Annotated in this window: 21 protein-coding genes and 1 tRNA gene; 14 read left to right on the top strand and 8 right to left on the bottom strand. The window is 62.3% G+C overall.

Going from position 1 to position 19833, the window contains the following annotated elements; genetic code table 11:
- Nucleotides 1-10: 10 nt before the first annotated feature.
- From RTCK_RS19250 to RTCK_RS19240, 3 genes are read right to left on the bottom strand one after another with little or no spacing between them, the layout of a single operon-like run.
- A complete protein-coding gene (locus RTCK_RS19250) occupies nt 11-499 on the bottom strand; it encodes a cupredoxin domain-containing protein (protein ID WP_142593992.1) in 489 nt (162 codons plus the stop codon).
- Between the two features lie 30 nt (nt 500-529).
- Nucleotides 530-1507: a YVTN family beta-propeller repeat protein gene (locus RTCK_RS19245; RefSeq protein WP_142521668.1), complete on the bottom strand. Its 978-nt coding sequence runs from the start codon at nt 1505-1507 to the stop codon at nt 530-532.
- Between the two features lie 20 nt (nt 1508-1527).
- Nucleotides 1528-2733, bottom strand: coding sequence for an ABC transporter substrate-binding protein (locus RTCK_RS19240; RefSeq protein WP_142593991.1), 1206 nt, complete (start codon nt 2731-2733; stop codon nt 1528-1530).
- Between the two features lie 333 nt (nt 2734-3066).
- On the opposite strand from RTCK_RS19240, the gene RTCK_RS19235 reads away from it, so the two are divergent.
- The 7 genes from RTCK_RS19235 to RTCK_RS19205 all read left to right on the top strand — a co-directional run bounded on the left by RTCK_RS19235 (nt 3067) and on the right by RTCK_RS19205 (nt 8479).
- Nucleotides 3067-4095: a LacI family DNA-binding transcriptional regulator gene (locus tag RTCK_RS19235; protein WP_142593990.1), complete on the top strand. Its 1029-nt coding sequence runs from the start codon at nt 3067-3069 to the stop codon at nt 4093-4095.
- Between the two features lie 94 nt (nt 4096-4189).
- A complete protein-coding gene (locus RTCK_RS19230) occupies nt 4190-4858 on the top strand; it encodes an amino acid ABC transporter permease (RefSeq protein WP_142593989.1) in 669 nt (222 codons plus the stop codon).
- 10 nt (nt 4859-4868) lie between these two features.
- A complete protein-coding gene (locus RTCK_RS19225; protein WP_142593988.1) occupies nt 4869-5525 on the top strand; it encodes an amino acid ABC transporter permease in 657 nt (218 codons plus the stop codon).
- A 48-nt stretch (nt 5526-5573) separates the two neighbouring features.
- The gene (locus RTCK_RS19220) at nt 5574-6374 is read left to right on the top strand and encodes a transporter substrate-binding domain-containing protein (protein WP_142521663.1); all 801 of its coding nucleotides are present in this window, start codon (nt 5574-5576) and stop codon (nt 6372-6374) included.
- Between the two features lie 50 nt (nt 6375-6424).
- The gene (locus RTCK_RS19215) at nt 6425-7177 is read left to right on the top strand and encodes an amino acid ABC transporter ATP-binding protein (protein ID WP_408004584.1); all 753 of its coding nucleotides are present in this window, start codon (nt 6425-6427) and stop codon (nt 7175-7177) included.
- 60 nt (nt 7178-7237) lie between these two features.
- Entirely contained in the window at nt 7238-8146 is a 909-nt protein-coding gene (locus tag RTCK_RS19210; protein WP_235988775.1) for a 2-hydroxyacid dehydrogenase, read from the top strand.
- 12 nt (nt 8147-8158) lie between these two features.
- Complete coding sequence (locus RTCK_RS19205) at nt 8159-8479, top strand: hypothetical protein (protein WP_142593985.1); 321 nt, start codon at nt 8159-8161, stop codon at nt 8477-8479.
- A gap of 115 nt (nt 8480-8594) precedes the next feature.
- Here the strand turns inward: RTCK_RS19205 and RTCK_RS19200 are convergent, their stop codons facing one another.
- The 3 genes from RTCK_RS19200 to RTCK_RS19190 all read right to left on the bottom strand — a co-directional run bounded on the left by RTCK_RS19200 (nt 8595) and on the right by RTCK_RS19190 (nt 9450).
- Nucleotides 8595-8771, bottom strand: coding sequence for a hypothetical protein (locus RTCK_RS19200; protein ID WP_185928064.1), 177 nt, complete (start codon nt 8769-8771; stop codon nt 8595-8597).
- Nucleotides 8768-9130, bottom strand: a complete 363-nt coding sequence (locus tag RTCK_RS19195; RefSeq protein WP_142593984.1) for a helix-turn-helix domain-containing protein — start codon at nt 9128-9130, stop codon at nt 8768-8770. The genes RTCK_RS19200 and RTCK_RS19195 overlap by 4 nt, the downstream gene beginning before the upstream one ends.
- Before the next feature lie 246 nt (nt 9131-9376).
- A tRNA-Gln gene (locus tag RTCK_RS19190) sits at nt 9377-9450 on the bottom strand.
- 249 nt (nt 9451-9699) lie between these two features.
- Here RTCK_RS19190 and RTCK_RS19185 point away from each other — a divergent pair.
- Complete coding sequence (locus RTCK_RS19185) at nt 9700-11223, top strand: Ppx/GppA phosphatase family protein (protein ID WP_408004583.1); 1524 nt, start codon at nt 9700-9702, stop codon at nt 11221-11223.
- Nucleotides 11220-11945 carry an RlmE family RNA methyltransferase gene (locus tag RTCK_RS19180; protein ID WP_142521630.1) on the top strand — a complete coding sequence of 242 codons (726 nt, stop codon included), beginning with the start codon at nt 11220-11222 and terminating at the stop codon, nt 11943-11945. Before RTCK_RS19185 ends, RTCK_RS19180 begins: the two co-directional genes overlap by 4 nt.
- Here the strand turns inward: RTCK_RS19180 and RTCK_RS19175 are convergent, their stop codons facing one another.
- Nucleotides 11946-13346 (bottom strand): MFS transporter, encoded by a 1401-nt coding sequence (locus RTCK_RS19175; protein WP_142593982.1) that lies wholly within the window; start codon nt 13344-13346, stop codon nt 11946-11948.
- A gap of 193 nt (nt 13347-13539) precedes the next feature.
- On the opposite strand from RTCK_RS19175, the gene RTCK_RS19170 reads away from it, so the two are divergent.
- The 5 genes from RTCK_RS19170 to RTCK_RS19150 all read left to right on the top strand — a co-directional run bounded on the left by RTCK_RS19170 (nt 13540) and on the right by RTCK_RS19150 (nt 18871).
- Nucleotides 13540-14535, top strand: a complete 996-nt coding sequence (locus RTCK_RS19170) for an MBL fold metallo-hydrolase (protein ID WP_408004582.1) — start codon at nt 13540-13542, stop codon at nt 14533-14535.
- Between the two features lie 176 nt (nt 14536-14711).
- Nucleotides 14712-16217, top strand: a complete 1506-nt coding sequence (guaB, locus tag RTCK_RS19165; RefSeq protein ID WP_142521628.1) for an IMP dehydrogenase — start codon at nt 14712-14714, stop codon at nt 16215-16217.
- 117 nt (nt 16218-16334) lie between these two features.
- Nucleotides 16335-16754 (top strand): MAPEG family protein, encoded by a 420-nt coding sequence (locus RTCK_RS19160; protein ID WP_142521627.1) that lies wholly within the window; start codon nt 16335-16337, stop codon nt 16752-16754.
- 104 nt (nt 16755-16858) lie between these two features.
- Nucleotides 16859-17887 carry an alcohol dehydrogenase AdhP gene (gene adhP, locus RTCK_RS19155; protein ID WP_142593981.1) on the top strand — a complete coding sequence of 343 codons (1029 nt, stop codon included), beginning with the start codon at nt 16859-16861 and terminating at the stop codon, nt 17885-17887.
- 108 nt (nt 17888-17995) lie between these two features.
- Nucleotides 17996-18871 carry a dienelactone hydrolase family protein gene (locus tag RTCK_RS19150; protein WP_142593980.1) on the top strand — a complete coding sequence of 292 codons (876 nt, stop codon included), beginning with the start codon at nt 17996-17998 and terminating at the stop codon, nt 18869-18871.
- A gap of 18 nt (nt 18872-18889) precedes the next feature.
- Here the strand turns inward: RTCK_RS19150 and RTCK_RS19145 are convergent, their stop codons facing one another.
- Complete coding sequence (locus tag RTCK_RS19145) at nt 18890-19789, bottom strand: hydrogen peroxide-inducible genes activator (protein WP_142593979.1); 900 nt, start codon at nt 19787-19789, stop codon at nt 18890-18892.
- Between the last annotated feature and the right edge of the window lie 44 nt (nt 19790-19833).

Below are 19833 nucleotides of genomic sequence, written 5' to 3'. Positions count from 1 at the left end.
CGTTCCTGGGTTACTTGATGGTGATCGTGCCCTGCATGCCCCTGTCCACGAGATCCGGCACTGACCAGGTGTAGGTTCCGGGACGGATCGTCGTGAACTGGACCTGCATCGTTCCCTCCGCATCGAACTCCAGCCAGGCAGGTGCCCCGTTCATGTGGACCTCCAGATCGTTGATGACGATCTGGTTCATCCAGACATTGCGGAACAGATCCGTATGGAACTTGTACTCCAGCCCTGCCGCGGAGGTAATCTTCCAGCGATAGCCTTGACCGGCGATCAGTTCGAAGTCCTTCTGATTGACGGTAAAGCTGTCTTCCGCTGACCCAAGCACCAGTTCGGGCACGTCCTTGCTTGCCCGCGTTACCTGCTCCGTCGCCGCAGCAGCCGGAGCTGCCCCATCATCGTCGTCATCATCGTCGGCATCTTGCGAGAATGCTGGTGTTGCTGCGATGGCGAGCCCCATGATGGCCGCGAGAAACAATTGCCGATAATATTCCATTTCAGTCCTCCTCTTGAAAAACGTTGGATTTCACTGCGGCGAAACCACCACTCCCCATGGAAGCGCGCCAACCGTCACCGACTGGACCGGCTCGTCCGTTTCGACATCGATGAAGGTGATGTCGTTGGAAACACCATTGGTGCTGATGATCGTCTTCTGGTCCGGAGTGAATGCAAGCTGCCAGACACGCTGCCCGACCAACACATACTTCTCGACCTCATAGGTCTCCGTGTTCACGACGGCGACACGATTGGCCGGGCCGAGCGCCACATAGGCCTTCTTGCCGTCAGCCGTGATCCTCACGCCCACCGGCTGGATTGCCTCGGAACGAAGGCCCGGGATCTCGAACGAGATCTTCTGCTTGATCTCGCGGCTCTCGTTGTCGATCACCGAGACGGTGCCGCCGATTTCAGAACTCACCCATACTTCTGAATTGTCCGGCTTGAACTCCGCGAAGCGCGGACGAGAATCGACCAGTACATTGTGCGTGATCTCGTTGGTGGCCGTATCGATGAAATGGGCCATGTTGGTTGTTTCGGAGGTGTTGACCATGGTCTTTCCGTCCAGGCTGATCCCCATTCCCTCAGGCTCAACGCCCACTGGAACCTCCGCCACAACACTTTTGCTTTCCAGATCGATGACGGTGACAAGATTATCGTCCTCGTTGGCGACGTAGAGCGTCTTTCCATCTGGCGACAGCACGAACAATTCCGGATCCGGACCGGATGGCAGGGATCCGACAATCTCGTGGGTGGCCGTGTCGATGATCTCGATCGTGTCGTCGTCGCTGGCGCAAAGATAGACGAACTTGCCGTCATGCGAGATGGTGATCCCGCGAGGCCGCTGGCCGACATCGATCGTCTTGACGACCTCCATCGTGTCCGAGTCAACCACGGTGACGGTGTTGTCCTTTTCGTTCGAGACATAGACCATATAGGCAGACGCAGGCGTCGCGACGGCGACCGCCAAAACCAGCGCTCCCGACAGGCAACTCAGTTGTCCAAGCATTCCATTCCTCCTCCACGTTCTCAATCCAGAACACATTGCGTTTCTGGTTGATCGATTCCCAGCGTGTCCAGTTCAGACACCTGATGCAGAAACCCTTCCTGCGGCGAGGTCGATACGACTGACCGCCCGTCGCCAAGGAAGATCGGCTGGCGCAACTGCCCATTCCAGGTACGGAAGGTCAGCTTCTGCCCCTTGAAGGCCGCAATCGAGAATTCAGGGCTGCGCAGGAACTCGGCGGTCTTGCCGGCGTCCGCCGTCTGCGTTCGTGTGACTGCCTCCCCTACAGTCCGCACGGCCGTCCAGGCAGCCATGTCCTTCCAAAGCATGCGCCTGCCATTGGCCTTGGCGAACCGGTTCTGGATCTGCGTGCCGCCCCATTGTTCGCTGGCGGGGTGCCAGGCGGACGGGATAAGGCCCGCAGTGCCCGCGACAGGCCGCGGCGTCCAAGTCCGATAGGGTATATATGTGCCGAACACCTCACTCTCGTCCGCCACGAGAACGACATCATGCTCCGGAAAATCCTGCGTGAAGACAGGCATCTGGCGCTGGATCTGGACCACGCCCGAATCTGTCCTGCGAGCGGTCCCGGTGTCGGTAAACTCCTTCTCCAACAGGATTTCGCCGCCGAAGCGTTCTGCTGCACGACGAAGCGCATCGGCGAAAAGCTTGTCGCGCTCATGGGAGCCGTGGATCAGGACCCAACGACGCCATTGCTTCCAGACGAGATATTGCGCCAGCCCGTCGGCGAGCATGCTGCGCGTCGGAGCAGTATGGAAGACGTTGGAATGACATGCCTCCTCACGCAACCGGTCATCGGTAGCACCGACATTGAAGATCAGTACTCCCCTGTCACGTGCCAAATCGGTGATCGCCAGAAGCTGCTCGGCGGACACATCCGCCAAGATGTAGTTCACCCCCTTCGAGATAAGCTCTTCGGTCGCAGCCTTCACATCCGCGTCGAGTTTCACTTCGATCACGTCCAGCGTGTAGCTCTGCCCCAGGAAACTCCCGGTCGTGTTGTTGTCGGCGATCGCCACATTTGCACCGGCCACCCCTTCATCGCGCGGCGCGACATCGAGCACCGACAGCGCAAGTTGGGGCTCGTAAGCCCGAAGATATCCCAGCTTGACCTGAACTTGGGGCGTACCCGACTGCTGCGCCAGGGCGGCACAGGCGCCCGACAGCACTAGGAAGATGGCGATAAACGGGCTGAAAACTGCAGGCACCGGATCCCTCCACGGATAAATCACTCCCGAAGTTCTTCGGGACTGACGTATTTTGGTGCCTGGTTGAAGACTATCCAGCGAGGGCGATTAATCAAGTCTAAATTCAGAGCGCGCTCTCCAAACCTATCGTCGCGCATGCGACTGGTCAGAGTCTGAGCCGCGTCGTGACCGACGCGCTGCGTGAGCGTATGCGCAAACTGAAAAACAGAGAGTCAGGGCTTCTGTCGAAGAACTTCTGTCTTAGGCTGAGGCTTGGTCTCCGCGACCTGGGCTGCTGCTCTTGCTGACTGACGTGTCGCCCATTAACGATAGCGACCCTGTGGGTGCGATGAGATGTCCAGGCAAGGCCAAAAACAGAACAAGATAACGCTGCTCGACGTCGCCAAACATGCCAATGTTTCGCGCGCGACCGCGTCCCTCGTCGTGCGAAAGAGCCCGTTGGTGGGGGCTGAGACGCGCCTGAGGGTCGAAGCCGCGATGCATGAACTCGGCTATGTCTACAATATGGGTGCTGCCAGGCTGCGCGCTGACCGGAGCCATACCATTGGCGTGGTCGTACCGAACCTCACCAACCCATTCTTTGCGGAGCTGTTGGGTGGAATGGAGGCCTCGGTCGATGCGGCCGGATTGGTAATGATCATTGCCAACAGCGGAGACGGCCCACCTCGGCAGGCGACCGTCTTGCAGCGTTTGCGCGAGCATGGCGTTGACGGGATCATCCTGTGTCCGGCTGCCGGCACGACTGAGGAACTCGCAAGTCAGGTCGAGCGATGGAAGTTGCCACTGGTTCAGGCACTCAGACATGTCACAGACGAACTGGACTATGCTGGTGCAGATTATGTTGCCGGGATAGAGGAGGCTGTAGAGTATCTCGTCTCCCTCGGGCATCGAACGATCTGTTTTGCGGTCCATGGCCCGATTCACTCGGCCTATCAGGAGCGCGTCCAGGGCTTCCGGGATTCGATGAGGCGGTTCGGCCTTCAGCCTGAGCTTGTCATTCGTGTTCCCGACCACCTAGACCAGATCGCTCAACAAGCCGATGCACTCTTTGCACAGGGGAGTGCGCCGACCGCAGTGATCTGCTTCAATGACCTCGTTGCCCATGGGCTGGCCGCCGGGTTCTATGATCGCGGTCTAAAGATCGGCCGCGACATCTCGCTGATCGGCTTCGACGATGTGGCGGATGCCGAAGCGATGCGACCTCGTCTCACTTCTGTCTCGACTGCACCGAGCGAAATTGGGCAGAAGGCGGCAGCGTTGCTCCTCGATCGCATCGCTCAGCCCACTTTGGCGCCGCGGCGGTGGATCATTCCAACCAAACTTCATATCCGCAATTCATGCGGTCCACTGTCATCTTCGTGAAACTGGTAGGCCATCCAGGAGTTGACACAACCGCCCTCGAAATTTAGATCGATCTAATGACGAAGTGACGACCGTCAGCCTTGGGAGGCCCTAAGTGTACGATTTCAACTTCGCGCCGGTATTTGCTTCGTTCGACCAGTTGCTGCTGGGGGCATGGCTGACGATCCGTCTGTCCTGCGCGGCAATGCTGCTCGGGCTGATCGTCTCGATCATCTGCGCCTGGGGCAAGACATCCGGTCCAGCGGCGGTGCGCTTTGTCATCAACGCCTATATCGAGATCATTCGCAACACGCCCTTCCTTGTCCAGATCTTCTTTATCTTCTTCGGCCTACCGTCACTGGGCCTGCGGCTTTCCCCGGATGGAGCCGCCCTTCTGGCCCTCGTCGTCAACTTCGGGGCCTACGGCACAGAGATCATCCGCGCAGGTATCGAATCCATCCAGAAAGGACAGGTGGAGGCGGGAACGGCGCTTGGCCTGTCGAGGCTACAGGTCTTCCGCTACATCATCATGAAACCCGCCCTGCGCACCGTCTATCCGTCTCTGACGAGCCAGTTCATCTACCTGATGCTGACGTCGAGTGTGGTCTCCGTGATTTCAGCGAATGATCTCGCAGCAGCCGGAAACGACCTTCAGTCAGCGACGTTTGCGAGCTTCGAAGTCTATATCGTCATAACCCTGATGTACCTCGCGCTCTCGATTGGGTTCTCCGCTATCTTCGCGGCAGTTGAGAAGATGGCGTTCAAGTACCCGCTGGGCCGATAGGAGCGATAGGATGATCAGACCCTTCGGCTGGAACGAGTTCCTCATCATCGTCATGGCGGCGCAGTGGACGATCGCTCTGTCGGCTATCGCGTTTGCGGGCGGTGGCATCGGCGGCTTGCTGATCGCGCTCGCCCGGGTTTCCGAAATCCGGCCGTTGCGATTGCTGGCTCTCGGCTTCATTCGCGTCTTCCAGGGGACGCCGCTCCTCATGCAGCTCTTCCTGGTATTCTTCGGGATGAATATTTTTGGGTTGGCGATCAACCCTTGGATCGCTGCGACGATCGCGCTCACCCTGCATGCCAGCGCTTTCCTTGGAGAGATATGGCGGGGGTGTATCGAAGCGGTTCCGCCGGGACAACGCGAGGCGGCGACAGCGCTTGGGCTGAAATACTATAACCGGATGCGCTACATCGTCCTCCCCCAGGCCGCGCGTATTGCGGTGGCGCCCACCGTGGGGTTTCTCGTCCAGCTTATCAAAGGCACGTCGCTAGCGGCGATTATCGGCTTCACCGAGCTCACGCGGCAGGGGCAGATCATCAACAATGCCACCTTCAGCCCGTTCATGGTCTTCGGAACGGTGGCTGCCGTCTATTTTATCTTGTGCTGGCCGCTTTCACTGTTGGCGCGGCGCATGGAAGTCAGGTTTTCTCGGGCAACGCAACGTTGACGAGCCCCGCCGGCGGGAGGGCCGGCTTTCAAGAAAAGGGTAGGAAACATGAACATCACCAGACGCGCAGCAGTCGCCATCATCGGCGCAGGCTTGATGACAGCGGCGGCCTCTTTCCCTGCAGTGGCGCAGACCGTCGACAGCATCAAGTCCGCCGGAACCGTCAAGATCGGGATGCTGGTCGACTTTCCGCCGTTCGGCATCATGAACGAGAACAATCAGCCCGATGGCTACGACGCCGACGTGGCAAAGCTTCTTGCCAAGGAATGGGGCGTCGAGGCGCAGATCGTTCCAGTAACTGGCCCCAACCGCATTCCCTACCTCCAGAGCAATCAGGTGGACCTGCTCGTCGCGTCCCTGGGCATCACGGAGGAGCGTGCCAAGAGCGTCGACTTCTCCGCTCCCTATGCCGGCATCTCCATTGGTGTCTTTGGAGCTGAAGATGTTGAAGTCGCCAAGCCCGAAGATCTGTCCGGCAAGACGGTCGGCGTTGCTCGCGCCAGCACGCAGGACACCGCAGTCACGAAGATTGCTCCGCAGGACGCTACCATTCAGCGTTTCGACGATGATGCGAGTGCCGTCCAGGCGCTTCTGTCCGGTCAGGTTGAATTGATTGGCGTGTCGAACGTGGTTGCAGCCCAGATCGAACAGGCAGCGCCGGGCCGCTTCAACCAGAAGCTTGAGCTGACCCAGCAGGTTCAGGGCATTGCTGTTCGCAAGGGCTCCAGCGAATTGCTGGAAGCCGTGAATGCCTTCCTGGAGAAGGTCAAGGCTGACGGCCAGCTCAGCGCGATCCACGAGAAGTGGCTCGGCACGCCCCTTCCGAACTTCGTCGCCGAAGGTAAGTAAGAGATAGTAGAGGAGTTCCTCGCATGGCTGATATTCATGCTCACACATCCATGGCAGACATGCGGGGAGCTTCCGGTCCGGCGGTGACGATGGAGGGCGTCAACAAGTGGTACGCCGAGTTCCATGCACTGAAGGATATCAACCTCTCTGTTGATCGCGGAGAGCGCATTGTCATCTGCGGTCCCTCCGGCTCCGGCAAGTCGACCCTGATCCGCTGCATCAACCAGTTGGAGATGATCCAGAAGGGACGAATCATCGTCGATGGTCACGACCTGACCGCGGGCGGGAAGAACGTCGATATCGTCCGGCAGGAGACCGGTATGGTCTTCCAGAGCTTCAATTTGTTTCCGCACATGACCGTTCTGCAAAACTGCACCCTGGCACCCATGAAGGTTCGGGGTGTATCCAAGGCCGAGGCTGAGGCGACGGCCATGAAGTATCTGGAGCGGGTACGCATTCCGGAACAGGCGGCCAAGTATCCGGCCCAGCTCTCTGGAGGACAGCAGCAGCGCGTGGCGATCGCCCGGGCTCTCTGCATGAACCGGAAGATCATGCTGTTCGATGAGCCGACCTCTGCTCTCGATCCGGAGATGGTGAAGGAGGTCTTGGACACTATGATCGATCTCGCCAACGAGGGCATGACCATGCTTTGCGTCACGCACGAGATGGGCTTTGCCCGGCAGGTTGCCGACCGGGTGATCTTCATGGACCGCGGCGAGATCGTCGAAGTCGGTCCGCCGGAAGACTTCTTCAACAATCCGCAGCATGAGCGGACACGCAACTTCCTCGGTCAGATCTCCTGAGGGGCTAGCCCTCAGGGAGGAGCATTCAAGATGAAACCCGAAATCCTCCTGGTCGAGCCGATGCTCGACCTCATCGAGGCGCGCCTCGATGAGGCTTACCTTGTTCACCGTCTTTATGCTGCGAATGAGCAAGAGGCGATCGAGAAAGCCAGGCCGGCCATACGTGCCGTGGTGACTGGCGGGGGCACCGGACTATCCAACGATCAGATTGATCGTCTGCCGGCGCTCGGCCTCATCGCCATCAATGGCGTCGGGACCGACAAGGTCGACCTCGTCAACGCTCGAGGCCGTGACATCGACGTTACCACGACGCCGGGCGTGCTGACTGACGACGTCGCCGACACCGGCATAGCGCTGATGCTCTCCGCTCTCCGTCACATTGCAAGGGGCGATCGCTTCGTTCGTGAAGGGCGCTGGGCGCAGGGTGACTCGTTCCCGCTGGGAACGAGCCCAAAGGGCAAACGCCTAGGTATCCTGGGACTAGGCCAGATCGGACGTGCCCTTGGCCGCCGCGCAGAAGCCTTCGGCATGACCATCGGATATTGGAACCGCTCACCTCAAAGCGATACCGGCTGGATTGCCTTTTCTACGCCCAGGGAACTTGCCGCCAACAGTGACGTGCTTGCCGTTTGTGTGGCCGCCAATCCCGCGACCGAAGGCATCGTCGATGTGGACGTACTGGAAGCTCTCGGCTCGGAAGGCGTCATCATCAACGTCGCGCGAGGCAGTGTCGTCAACGAGGATGCGCTGCTGCAGGCACTCAGACGTGGCACGATTGCCGGAGCAGGCCTTGACGTGTTCGTCGGCGAACCGCGGATCCGTGAGGAGTTCTTCACGGCACCCAACACCGTTCTGATGCCGCATCAAGGGAGTGCGACGCGCGAAACGCGGATTGCGATGGGCGAGGTCGTCCTGGCCAACCTCCATGCATTCTTCAGCGGCGAGAAACCGCCCACCACAGTCAACTGAATCGGACGCATCATGATTATTCGCCAGGCACTCTTCGAAGGTCGTATCCACGAAGGCCAGGAAGCCGCCTTCAAGGCATATGTGGCGGGCAAACTCATGCCGATGTGGCTGGAGTTTCCAGGCGTTCGTGAAGTCCGCGTACTCTACGCCGTGGAACGGGACGAGGGCGCTCCCGCATATCCTATGGTGTTGTCGACCATGTATGATAGCCGTGATGCACTGGCCGAAGCACTGGGCTCTCCCGTCCGCTACGCAAGCCGAGAGATGACGAAGGGCTTACTCGCCATGTTCGACGGCGTCATCCATCACCATGTTTTCGAACTAAGCTCTTAGTTCTGCGACGAACGGCCTTGCCGCAGCCCGAAATGTTGGCCTACAGGCGGACGAACTGGCAATTATTTCCGCTCTCCACGCTTCTGGTGCTTTCGCACAGCGGTCGGTGCTGCAATCAAGCAACGGCAGCTACCGACGGCCTGTGATGGGTGGTGAAGAAGCTCACGATGGCGGTCTTGGCTTCTTCGGCAGAAAATGAGGGGTGGACGGGGGAGGCGGGCGCAAACATTCGATCAAGTGCGAGCGGTGCCTCGTTCGGCCTGACTTGGTAGAGTTCAAAGCTATCGGTCACGGCTTAGGCGTCCTGGCATGTTCTGCGAGCAACTGGATCACTTGAGCGCCAATGCCCACTGGGAGCCACATGTCAGCGGTGAGACGCATATCTTTGCCGTCAGCAGAGATAGACACGGAGTAGGCTGGCTTCTCCTCGTCGAGCCTGCTGTCCGGCAGCAGTTCGGTGGGCTTCACACCGAGGGCGGAGGCTAGCTTCGTCAACGATAGACCCGTCGGCAGCGCCACTCCGCGCACGTACGATGAAATGCGGTTGCGCTCCAAATTGGAGACGCGGGCCAGTTCGCTTTGTGTCATGCCCTTGCTGAGCATCATTTTGTAGACGCGACGGGCGAACTCTTCTTTGATGTTGTCGACCACTGGTACCTCCTTGAGGACTATGTCAGGCACTAACCACGATGTATCGTTGTGTTGCGGTGTCAACGGACAAATTGCCCGGACTTGCGATGGGCTTTCTCCAGAGGATCAGCACCGCGTGAACATAGCGGTCCGCACGTTGGCAACCTGTGTAATGCCGTGAATGGCTTTGTGTGAGGTACATTCCCAGGTACGCGCTGAGGTGCGTGCCTGCGCCCAATCACTTGATATCATTGGATTTTGGAAAGATGGCTGGGGAACCTGGATTCGAACCAGGACTAACGGAGTCAGAGTCCGTGGGTCTACCGTTAACCTATTCCCCAAGAATGGCGCGGCGTTGTGCGTCGCTCGGTGTGGGCGGCTTATAGCCAAAGCGGGGCCGGATGCAAACCCTTTTTTGAAAAATTTGCCGTCTGTCCGGGCACGTGTCGGCTCCGGACCTGTAGGCGAAGGGCTCGGGCGAAAAAGCGATTGGCGAAAATGTCAGCCGCTGTTATCCTCCTGCCAACGAAACAGATGGACGCCTGCTGCATGCCTTCCAAGGTGTTGCGCGGCGAGATGGATAATACGTGATGGACCCCGAGGGCGGCGGAAAGCCGCAGCAAGGTGGGGCATCGGTTGCAGGGCGAGGGGCAGGCAAACCCCGTCGCCGCAAGGCGAAGCGCAACGGCAAGAACCGTCACGCGGCGCCTCGCATGCATGCCGAGGCGGATCAGCAGTCTGGTCCGGCCGGGCAGCCTGGGCCGGGCAACGCCGTCGATTCCCCCCGTAAGCGAAAGCGTCGTCGTGCGCGATCGGCGGCTGCCGCCGGGGCGGCGGGTGACGGCGCTGTTGAATCCGTGCCGCCGTACGCCCCTGCGAATGCCGGGGCCGTCGATGACGGGGAGAGGCACCGCAAGCGTCGGAAGAAGAACCGCGGCGGGCGCGGTCTGCAGGGGAGGCCTCTGGGGCAAACCCGCCACGGCCCTGCCTATGATCCGAATAAGGTCGTTCCGGCGGCCGCCGCCGCCGATGAGCAGCGGCCGGTGCAGAAATCCGCGCCGGAGGCTTTTCGCCCGCCGTTTCGAGACGATCTCTATGCCGCGCTCGACCTCGGCACCAACAACTGCCGGCTGCTGGTCGCCCAGCCCACCCGGCCGGGACAGTTCCGTGTCGTGGATGCCTTTTCCCGCATCGTCCGCCTGGGCGAGGGGCTGGCCGCCAACCGCCGCCTGTCGAATGATGCGATGGACCGCGCGATCGAGGCCTTGAAGGTCTGCGCCGGAAAGCTTGCCAACCGTCCGATCCGCCGGATGCGCCTGATCGCCACCGAAGCCTGCCGATCGGCGGACAACGGCGAGGAGTTCCTCGACCGGGTGGTGCGGGAAACCAGTCTCACGCTGGAGATTATCGACCGCGAGACGGAGGCGAGGCTTGCGGTGGCCGGATGTTCGTCGCTGGTCGGGCGCGAGGCGCGCTCCGTCGTCCTCTTCGACATCGGCGGCGGCTCGTCCGAGATCGCCGTCATCCGCATCGGCGACAATCGCTCCAGCCGCCTCGCCAACCACATCACCCACTGGACCTCGCTGCCGGTCGGCGTCGTCACGCTTTCCGAGCGCCATGGCGGCCGGGACGTGACGCCACAGGTCTTTGCGGCCATGGTGGCCGAGGTTGAGGAGATGCTGGCAGGGTTCGAATGCCCGCCGCTTGCGGTGCATGATCGTCACGGCGGTGATTTTCACCTGATCGGAACCTCCGGCACGGTCACGACGCTGGCTGGCGTCCACCTCGATCTGCCGCGCTACGACCGCCGCAAGGTTGACGGGCTGTGGCTTTCCGATGCGGAAGTCACGGCGATGCAGGCAAAGCTTCTCTCCTGGGATTTCGCCGGCCGTGCCGCCAATCCCTGCATCGGCCCCGACCGCGCCGATCTGGTGCTTGCCGGATGCGCGATCCTGGAGGCGATCCGCCGCCGATGGCCGAGCCCGCGCATGCGCGTGGCGGACCGCGGCCTTCGCGAAGGCATACTGACGGACATGATGGCCGATGACGGCGTCTGGCGGCGCATGCGCCCGCGCCGCGATGGTGAACGGATGGATATGGGGACGCGCCGATGACGAAGCCGCCGATCGGAGGCAACCGCACGGGCCGCAAGCTCGGCCAGAAGGTGAAGAAGGGCAAGCTCAAGGCGTCTTCGCGCCGGTGGATCGAGCGCCATATCAACGATCCCTATGTGCAGCGGGCGAAGCTGGAGGGCTACCGTGCCCGCGCCGCCTTCAAGCTCCTGGAGATCGACGAGAAGCATCAGATCCTCAAGGGCGCCCGCCGCATCATCGATCTCGGCGCGGCTCCGGGAAGCTGGTCGCAGATCGCCGCCAAGGTGACCGGCTCGACCGACGAGGACACCCGCGTCGCTGCGATCGATTTCCTGGAGATGGCGCCGCTGCCGGGGGTGAAGATCCTGCAGCTCGACTTTCTCGATCCGGAGGCGCCGCGCCTCCTGATGGAGGCGGTCGGCGGCGAGCCGGATCTGGTGATCTCCGACATGGCCGCGCCGACCACCGGCCATCAGAAGACCGACCACCTGCGCACCATGCACCTGTGTGAGGTGGCCGCCCATTTTGCGGTCGAAGTGCTGAAGGAGGGCGGGCATTTCCTCGCCAAGACCTTCCAGGGTGGCACGGAGCGCGAACTCCTCAACATGCTGAAGCAGAACTTCCGGCAGGTCATCCACGTCAAGCCGGGCGCCTCGCGTGCAGAATCGGTCGAAATGTTCCTGCTCGCCAAGCACTTCAAGGGCCGAAAGCCCGGCGGCGAGGCGGAAGAAGCCGAAGCCTGATCACTCGGCCGCTTCGGTCTCCACCCTCCTGCCATGGCCGGACACGGCGGCGCCGGCATCCCGCCGAAGGCCGAACAGCGGCACGACGGCAAACAGCGACACGCCGGCAACGACGAAGAAGGCGAGGTGGAAGTCGGCAAGCTGGAGATGCGAGCCCGACATGACGGAGGCCGCCTCCAGGATGAAGGCGGCGAAGGCGACGCCGAGCGCCAGGCTCACCTGCTGCAGCACCGAGGCGATCGAGGTCGCCTGGCTGGCCTGGGCGTCGTCGATCTCCGAATAGCTGAGGGCATTGCCGCCGGTAAAGAAGAACGACCGGCAGAGGCCGGAGACCACCAGGAAGACGATGATCAGCGCGTGCGAAGTCTCCGGCGTGAAGAAGCCGTTGACGGCCGTGGTGGCGGCACCGAAGACGCCGGCGGTGATCAGCGTTATCTTGAAGCCCGTGGCGGCGAAGACCCGCCGGGCCACGAACTTCACCGTCAGCGCCCCGAGGGCGCCGGCAAAGGTGATCATGCCGGACTGGAAGGGGTTGAGCCCGAAGCCGAGCTGCAGCATCAGCGGCATCAGGAACGGGATTGCGCCCGTGGATATCCGGAAGATCGTGCCGCTGGTCGTTGCGGCACGGAAGGCGTCGTTGCGGAAGAGATCGAGCCGGAGGATCGGTGCAGGGTGGCGGCGCGCGTGCTGCACGTAAAGAAACCCGCAGGCGATCCCGAGCGCGGTCGCGGTGGCGCCGAAGGCCGGCGGCAAGGCAGGAAGACTGACGACGGAGAGGCCGAAGACCGTGCCGGCGGCGGCCATTGCGATCAGGAAGAAGCCTGCCCAGTCGATCGGCGGCGGCCGCACCGCCTCGACGGCGGGCAGATAGATGCCGGACAGCCAGATGCCGACAATGCCGATCGGCACGTTGATGATGAAGATCCAGTGCCAGGTGAAATAGGTGGTGATGAAGCCGCCGATCGGCGGCCCCGTCAGCGGCCCGATCAAGGCCGGGATGGTAAGGAGCGCCATGGCGGAGACGAGATCGCTGCGCCTGGTGGTCCGCAGCAGCAGCAGCCGGCCGACGGGCGTCATCATGGCGCCGCCCATGCCCTGGAGAAAACGGGACAGGACGAACTCCAGGAGCGAGCCGGAGACGGCGCAGAAGATCGAACCGATCACGAAGACGACGATTGCCAGCCGGAAGATCTTCTTTGCGCCGAACCGGTCAGCCATCCAGCCGCTGATGGGGATGAAGACGGCCAACGCCACCATGTAGGACGTCAGCGCCAGCTTCAGCGTGATCGGCCCAACGCCGAGATCGGCCGCGATCGCCGGCAGCGCCGTGGAGATGACGGTGGAATCCATCTGCTCCATGAACAGGGCGACGGCCAGGATGAGGGGGACGATTCTGTTCATGAACGAGCGAGCGCCGGAGGAATGGCTGACTTCCTAATGCCATAAGGAGCGCTTGCCAATCGGGGCCAGCCTCCAAAAGTGCCGGAGCATCACGTCTGCGTGACGGCGCTTCCCGTGAACAGGCCGCCGCTTATCTCTCCCCATGGTGCCCGCCACAGAGGGGCATCTCAGTCGAGGGAGATCAGACATGACCATGCCGATGATGGGACGTCGGGCGCTGCTGGGATCTGCAGGCCTTGGAGTACTGGCTGCGCCGGCCATTGTGCGGGCCCAGGCGACAGCGCCGGCCGCCGCCCAGGAGACGACGCAAATAGAGATCGACCGCGCCATGCCGCCGGAGACGCACCGGTTTGAATTCGGCGAGTTCGAGGTTTTCGTCGTCAAGGACGGAGCCCGTCCGTCAGGGGCACCGAACGAGACCTTCGGAACCAACCAGACGGCGGAAGCCGTGGGCCAGCTTCTCCAGGAGAATTTCCTGCCGGCGGACCAGTTCGTCAACAGCTTCTCGCCGACCCTTGTCAACACCGGAAGCGACGTCGTCCTGTTCGACACCGGACTGGGACAGGCAGGCCGCGCACAGGGCGGCGGCCGTCTTGTGGAAGGCCTGGCCGCGGGCGGCTATACACCGGAAGACGTGACGGTTGTGGTGCTGACCCATATGCATGGCGATCACATCGGCGGGCTGATGGAGGACGGTAAGCCGGCCTTCCCGAACGCTCGCTATGTCGCCGGGCAGGTGGAATACGATTTCTGGACCGACGAGGCCCGCGTCGGCACGCCGGCGGAGAACGGCCACAAGGGCGTGCTGGCGAACGTAAAGCCGCTGGCGGAGAAGATGACCTTTGTCGGCGACGGTGCCGATGTCGTTCCGGGGATAACCGGCATGGCAGCCTTCGGCCATTCGCCGGGCCACATGATCTACAATATCGAATCGGCCGGGAAACGGCTGGTGCTCACCGCCGATACCGCCAACCACTTCGTGCTGTCTCTCCAGCGGCCGGAATGGGAGGTCCGCTTCGACATGGACAAGGCGGCCGCTGCCGAGACGCGCAAGAAGGTTTTCGACATGGTCGCGACCGACAGGATCGCCTTCCTGGGCTACCACATGCCGTTCCCGGCAGTCGGATTCGTGGAGAAGCAGGAGACGGGCTACCGCTTCGTGCCGAAGTCCTATCAGTTCGACCTCTGATCCCGAGAGGGACCTGCGGAACCCGGAGGCTCCGTCTCCGGGTTTTTGCTATTCCCTTCGTGTCATGAACGTGTTACCAGCCCTCGCCAACTTCCGAGCATTGTTTCTGAGACGCCCGGGCGGACGATCGATCGTTCCGGTGCGGTTCTCGCATTTCTGACCGAAGGAAATTGGCCATGGCACGCATTATTGAATCGGCAACCGGCGCGGACGCGCTTACTTTTGACGACGTGCTGTTGCAGCCCGGCCATTCCGAGATCATGCCGGGCCAGACGAACATCGCCACGACCATCGCCCGCGACATCGACCTCAACCTGCCGATCCTCTCTTCCGCCATGGATACGGTGACGGAAAGCCGGCTGGCGATCGCCATGGCCCAGGCCGGCGGCATCGGCGTCATCCACCGCAACCTGACGCCGGTTGAACAGGCCGAGGAAGTGCGGCAGGTCAAGAAGTTCGAAAGCGGCATGGTGGTGAATCCCGTCACCATCGGTCCCGACGCGAGCCTCGCGGAAGCGCTGTCGCTGATGAAGGCGCACGGCATCTCCGGCATTCCGGTGGTGGAGAACGGCGGCAGCGGCGGCCACAAGACCGGCCGGCTGGTCGGCATCCTCACGAACCGCGACGTGCGTTTCGCCTCCGACCCGTCGCAGAAGATCTACGAGCTGATGACGCGGGAAAATCTCATCACGGTCAACGACAATGTAGACCAGTCCGAGGCCAAGCGGCTCCTGCACAAGCACCGCATCGAGAAGCTGCTGGTGGTGGATGGCCAGGGGCACTGCGTCGGTCTCATCACTGTCAAGGACATCGAAAAGTCGCAGCTGAATCCGAACGCCTCGAAGGACGCGCAGGGCCGTCTGCGGGCCGCCGCGGCGATCAGCGTCGGTGACGACGGCTATGAGCGTGCCGAGCGGCTGATCGAGGCCGGCGTGGACCTGCTGGTGGTCGATACCGCCCACGGCCACTCGCAGCGCGTGCTCGACGCCGTGACGCGCGTGAAGAAGCTCTCCAATTCCGTACGTATCATGGCCGGCAATGTCGCCACGGCCGACGGCACCCGCGCCTTGATCGATGCCGGGGCCGATGCGGTGAAGGTGGGCATTGGTCCGGGCTCGATCTGCACGACGCGCATTGTCGCCGGTGTCGGCGTGCCACAGCTTGCGGCGATTATGGCTGCCGTTGGCGCCGCCCGTGACCAGAACATCCCGGTGATCGCCGACGGCGGCATCAAGTTTTCCGGCGACCTTGCCAAGGCGATCGCAGCCGGCGCCTCCGCCGTCATGGTCGGTTCGCTGCTCGCCGGCACCGATGAGAGCCCGGGTGAGGTCTATCTGTACCAGGGCCGCTCCTTCAAGGCCTATCGCGGAATGGGTTCCGTCGGCGCCATGGCCCGCGGTTCGGCCGACCGCTACTTCCAGGCAGAGGTGCGCGACACGCTGAAGCTGGTGCCGGAAGGCATCGAGGGGCAGGTGCCTTACAAGGGGCCCGTTTCGGCGGTGCTGCATCAGCTCGCGGGCGGCTTGCGGGCCGCCATGGGCTATGTCGGCGGCGTCAGCATCCCCGACTTCCAGGAAAAGGCGACCTTCGTACGGATATCGGGTGCCGCCCTGCGCGAAAGCCACACGCACGGCGTGACGATCACGCGCGAAAGCCCGAACTATCCGGGCACTGGCGGCTGATCCGTCGCTTCAGTTCGCCGGCCGATTTTGCGCAAGGCTCCGATCTATGTCGGGCCTTGTTGCTTCCGTCGCGTTTCTGGCGCATCGATAGCCCCCAGGTCTGAGTAAGGGGATATCATGACATTCAGCGACGCGATGCTGTGGCCGATGATGGCGCATGCGGCCTTGGTGTTCGGCCTTTATTTCCTTCTGTCGAGCAAGCGCATGACGGCCGTGCGCGCCGGCCGGGTGAAGGCGGAGCAGTTCAAGGAGAACCGGGAAGAGCCGCTTGAAAGCCTGCTGATCCACAACAACCTCAAGAACCAGTTCGAACTGCCGGTCCTGTTCCACGCCGTGTGCCTCTCGCTCTACGTCACGACTGCAGACAATATGGTGACCGTTCTGCTCGCCTGGGCCTTCGTCGTCTCCCGCTACGTCCATTCCTATGTGCACATCACTACCAACCGCCTGCGCCACCGGCGGCCGGTCTGGATCGCGGGCTACTTCATCCTTCTGGCCCTTTGGGTGTGGCTGGCGCTCTGGCTGGTCCTGAACTGAGGCCCGATTTTGCGGTGAATCAATAAGTCCATCGCGCGGATTGTTATCCTCTTCCTCACTCAGGAGCCTCAGTGAGGCCAAGGCATCGACGAAGAGGTGTAGCAATGCCGACCATGATGAAAGCCGCCGTCGTCCGCGAATTCGGCAAGCCGCTGGTGATCGAGGAGAGGCCTGTGCCCGAGCCGGGTCCCGGCCAGATCCTCGTTAAATACGAGGCGACCGGCGTCTGCCACACCGACCTGCATGCTGCCAATGGCGACTGGCCGGTGAAGCCCAATCCGCCTTTCATTCCGGGCCACGAGGGCGTCGGTTATGTCGCCAAGCTCGGCGCCGGCGTTTTCCGCATCAGGGAGGGCGACCGGATCGGCGTTCCGTGGCTGCACACGGCCTGCGGATGCTGCACGCCCTGCCGTACCGGATGGGAAACCCTCTGCGGCAGCCAGCAGAATACGGGTTATTCCGTCAACGGTACCTTCGCCCAATACGGCCTGGCGGATCCCGATTTCGTCGGCCGCCTGCCGGATAACCTGGAGTTCGGCCCTGCCGCGCCGGTCCTGTGCGCCGGTGTGACCGTCTACAAGGGCCTCAAGGAAACCGAGGTCAATCCGGGCGAATGGGTCGTCATCTCCGGCATCGGTGGTCTCGGCCACATGGCGGTCCAGTATGCCAAGGCCATGGGCATGCATGTGGTGGCCGCCGACATCTTCGACGACAAGCTGAAGCTTGCCAGGGATCTCGGCGCCGACGTCGTGGTCAATGGCAGGGCGGCCGATGCGGTCGAGCAGGTACAGAAGGCGACCGGCGGCGTGCATGGCGCGCTGGTCACCGCGGTATCCCCGCAGGCCATGGAGCAGGCCTACGGCTTCCTGCGCTCCAAGGGCACGATGTCGCTGGTCGGCCTGCCGCCCGGCTATATCTCGCTGCCGGTCTTCGATACGGTCCTGAAGCGCATCACGGTGCGCGGCTCGATCGTCGGCACCCGCCAGGATCTTGAGGAATCGCTGCAGTTCGCCGGCGAGGGCAAGGTCAGGTCGCACTTCTCCTGGGACAGGCTGGAGAACATCAACGACATCTTCCATCGTATGGAGGAGGGCAAGATCGACGGCCGCATCGTGCTCGATCTCGCGGCCTGACCTCACGCAGAAGTGTCACCACGCAGACGGCCGGATGATCTAGCCTTGATCATCCGGCCGTCTGCCGTTGACGCCGACATGGCCGTTCACTTTCGGGAGGAGCCTGTCATGGAAAAGCCGACGATCACCCAGGCGATGATCAACGCCTATGATGAATACACCCACCTGACGCTCGACCGCCGCGGCTTCATGGAAAAGCTGACGGCTCTCGCCGGATCAGGCGCCGCAGCCGCTGCCATCGTTCCGTTGCTGGCCGCCAATGGGGCGAAGGCCCAACTGATCGCGGAGACGGACGAACGGCTGACGGCGGAAGACGTGGCCTATCCCGGCGCGCAAGGCGAGATGAAGGGCTACCTCGTCCGCCCGAAGGATGCGAGCGGCGATTTGGCCGCCGTCATCGTCATCCACGAGAACCGTGGCCTGAACGCTCATATCCGGGATGTGGCGCGGCGCATGGCCCTGGAAGGCTTCGTGGCGCTGGCGCCGGATTTCCTGTCGCCGCAGGGCGGCACGCCGGCGGACGAGGATCAGGCGCGGCAGATGTTCAGCGGTATGGACCTCGACGCGGCCGCCGCCAATGGCGAAGCCACGCGCGTCTACCTCGCAGGTCTCGACGGCACCAACGGCAAGGTCGGGGCGGTCGGCTTCTGCTGGGGCGGCGGGATGGTCAACCGCATGGCAACGAAATCGCCGGAACTGGGAGCCGGCGTCGCCTATTACGGGTCACAGGCGCCTGTCGAAGACGTACCGGCCATCAAGGCGCCGCTCATGCTGCATTATGCCGGGCTCGACGAGCGCATCAACGCCGGCATCGACGCCTACAGGAAAGCGCTGGAGGAGAACGGCAAGGCCTTCGAGATCCACGTCTACGACGGCGTCAACCACGCCTTCAACAACGATACGTCGGCGGCTCGCTACGACAAGGCGGCCGCCGACCTCGCCTGGAGCCGGACGGTGGATTTCTTCAAGAGACACCTTTCCTGAGCACGAAAGGGCGGCGCCTCATCGTCTGCCCGGCGCACAAGCGGCCACGGCATCGCCCAGCAGTTTCATCTCGTCGCGCCGGCCGCTGGACCGGCGCCAGATCAGGCCGATTTCGCGGGAGGGGGCGGGGTCCGCAAACGGCAGGATGCGGATGTCGTTGCGCGCCGTCTCCGTCGGGATTGCCATCTCCGGGATCAGCGTCATTCCCATGTCGTGTGAGACCATTTGCAGGAGCGTCGCCATCGAGGTGGCGCCGAAGTTGACGAGGCTGCGCTTGCGTGCCGTGCCGCAGACCGACAGCGCCTGCTCGCGCAGGCAGTGCCCTTCCTCCAGCAGCAGCAACCGGTCGGCATCGACCTGCGTCTCCGTCATCGGCGACATCAGGATCATGTTGTTGTTGTTGGCGACCGCCATGTAGAACCGGTCGAGTAAAAGCGACTGCGTTTCCAGTCCTTCCGTCTCGATCGGCAGGGCCGCGATCACCGCGTCCAGCTTGCCGTCCTGCAGGTCGAGGATCAGGCGGTCTGTCACCGCTTCCTTCAGTTCGAGCTCGATCGAAGGATAGCTCTCCCTCAGGCGGGGCACGAGCTTGGGGACGAGGTAGGGTGCGACCGTCGGGATGACGCCGATCCGCACCGGCCCGTCCAGCATGCCGGTGCCGCTGCGGGTGCAGGCGGCCAGTTGTTCCACCTGTTCGAGAATCGACCGCACCCGCGCGAGAACCTCTTCGCCCTTGCGAGTCAGAAGGGCACCGCTGCGGCTGCGCTCCACCAGGCGAACCCCCAGGCTCTCCTCCATCTCTGCGATCTGGGCGGAAAGAGCGGGCTGGCTGACATGCACGGTCTCGGCCGCCCGCCCGAAGTGCTTTTCCTTCGCCAGCGCCTCGAAATACCGCATCTGACGCAGGGTAAGAGCCATAAGCAAATCCTATGAAAGATCGCAGGAAATAATATTGGAAATTA

Origin of the sequence: Pseudorhizobium endolithicum (assembly GCF_902153245.2) — a bacterium.
In the GTDB taxonomy this organism is placed as follows: Bacteria; Pseudomonadota; Alphaproteobacteria; order Rhizobiales; family Rhizobiaceae; genus Neorhizobium; species Neorhizobium endolithicum.
This window is presented reverse-complemented; position numbering and strand designations above follow the sequence as displayed.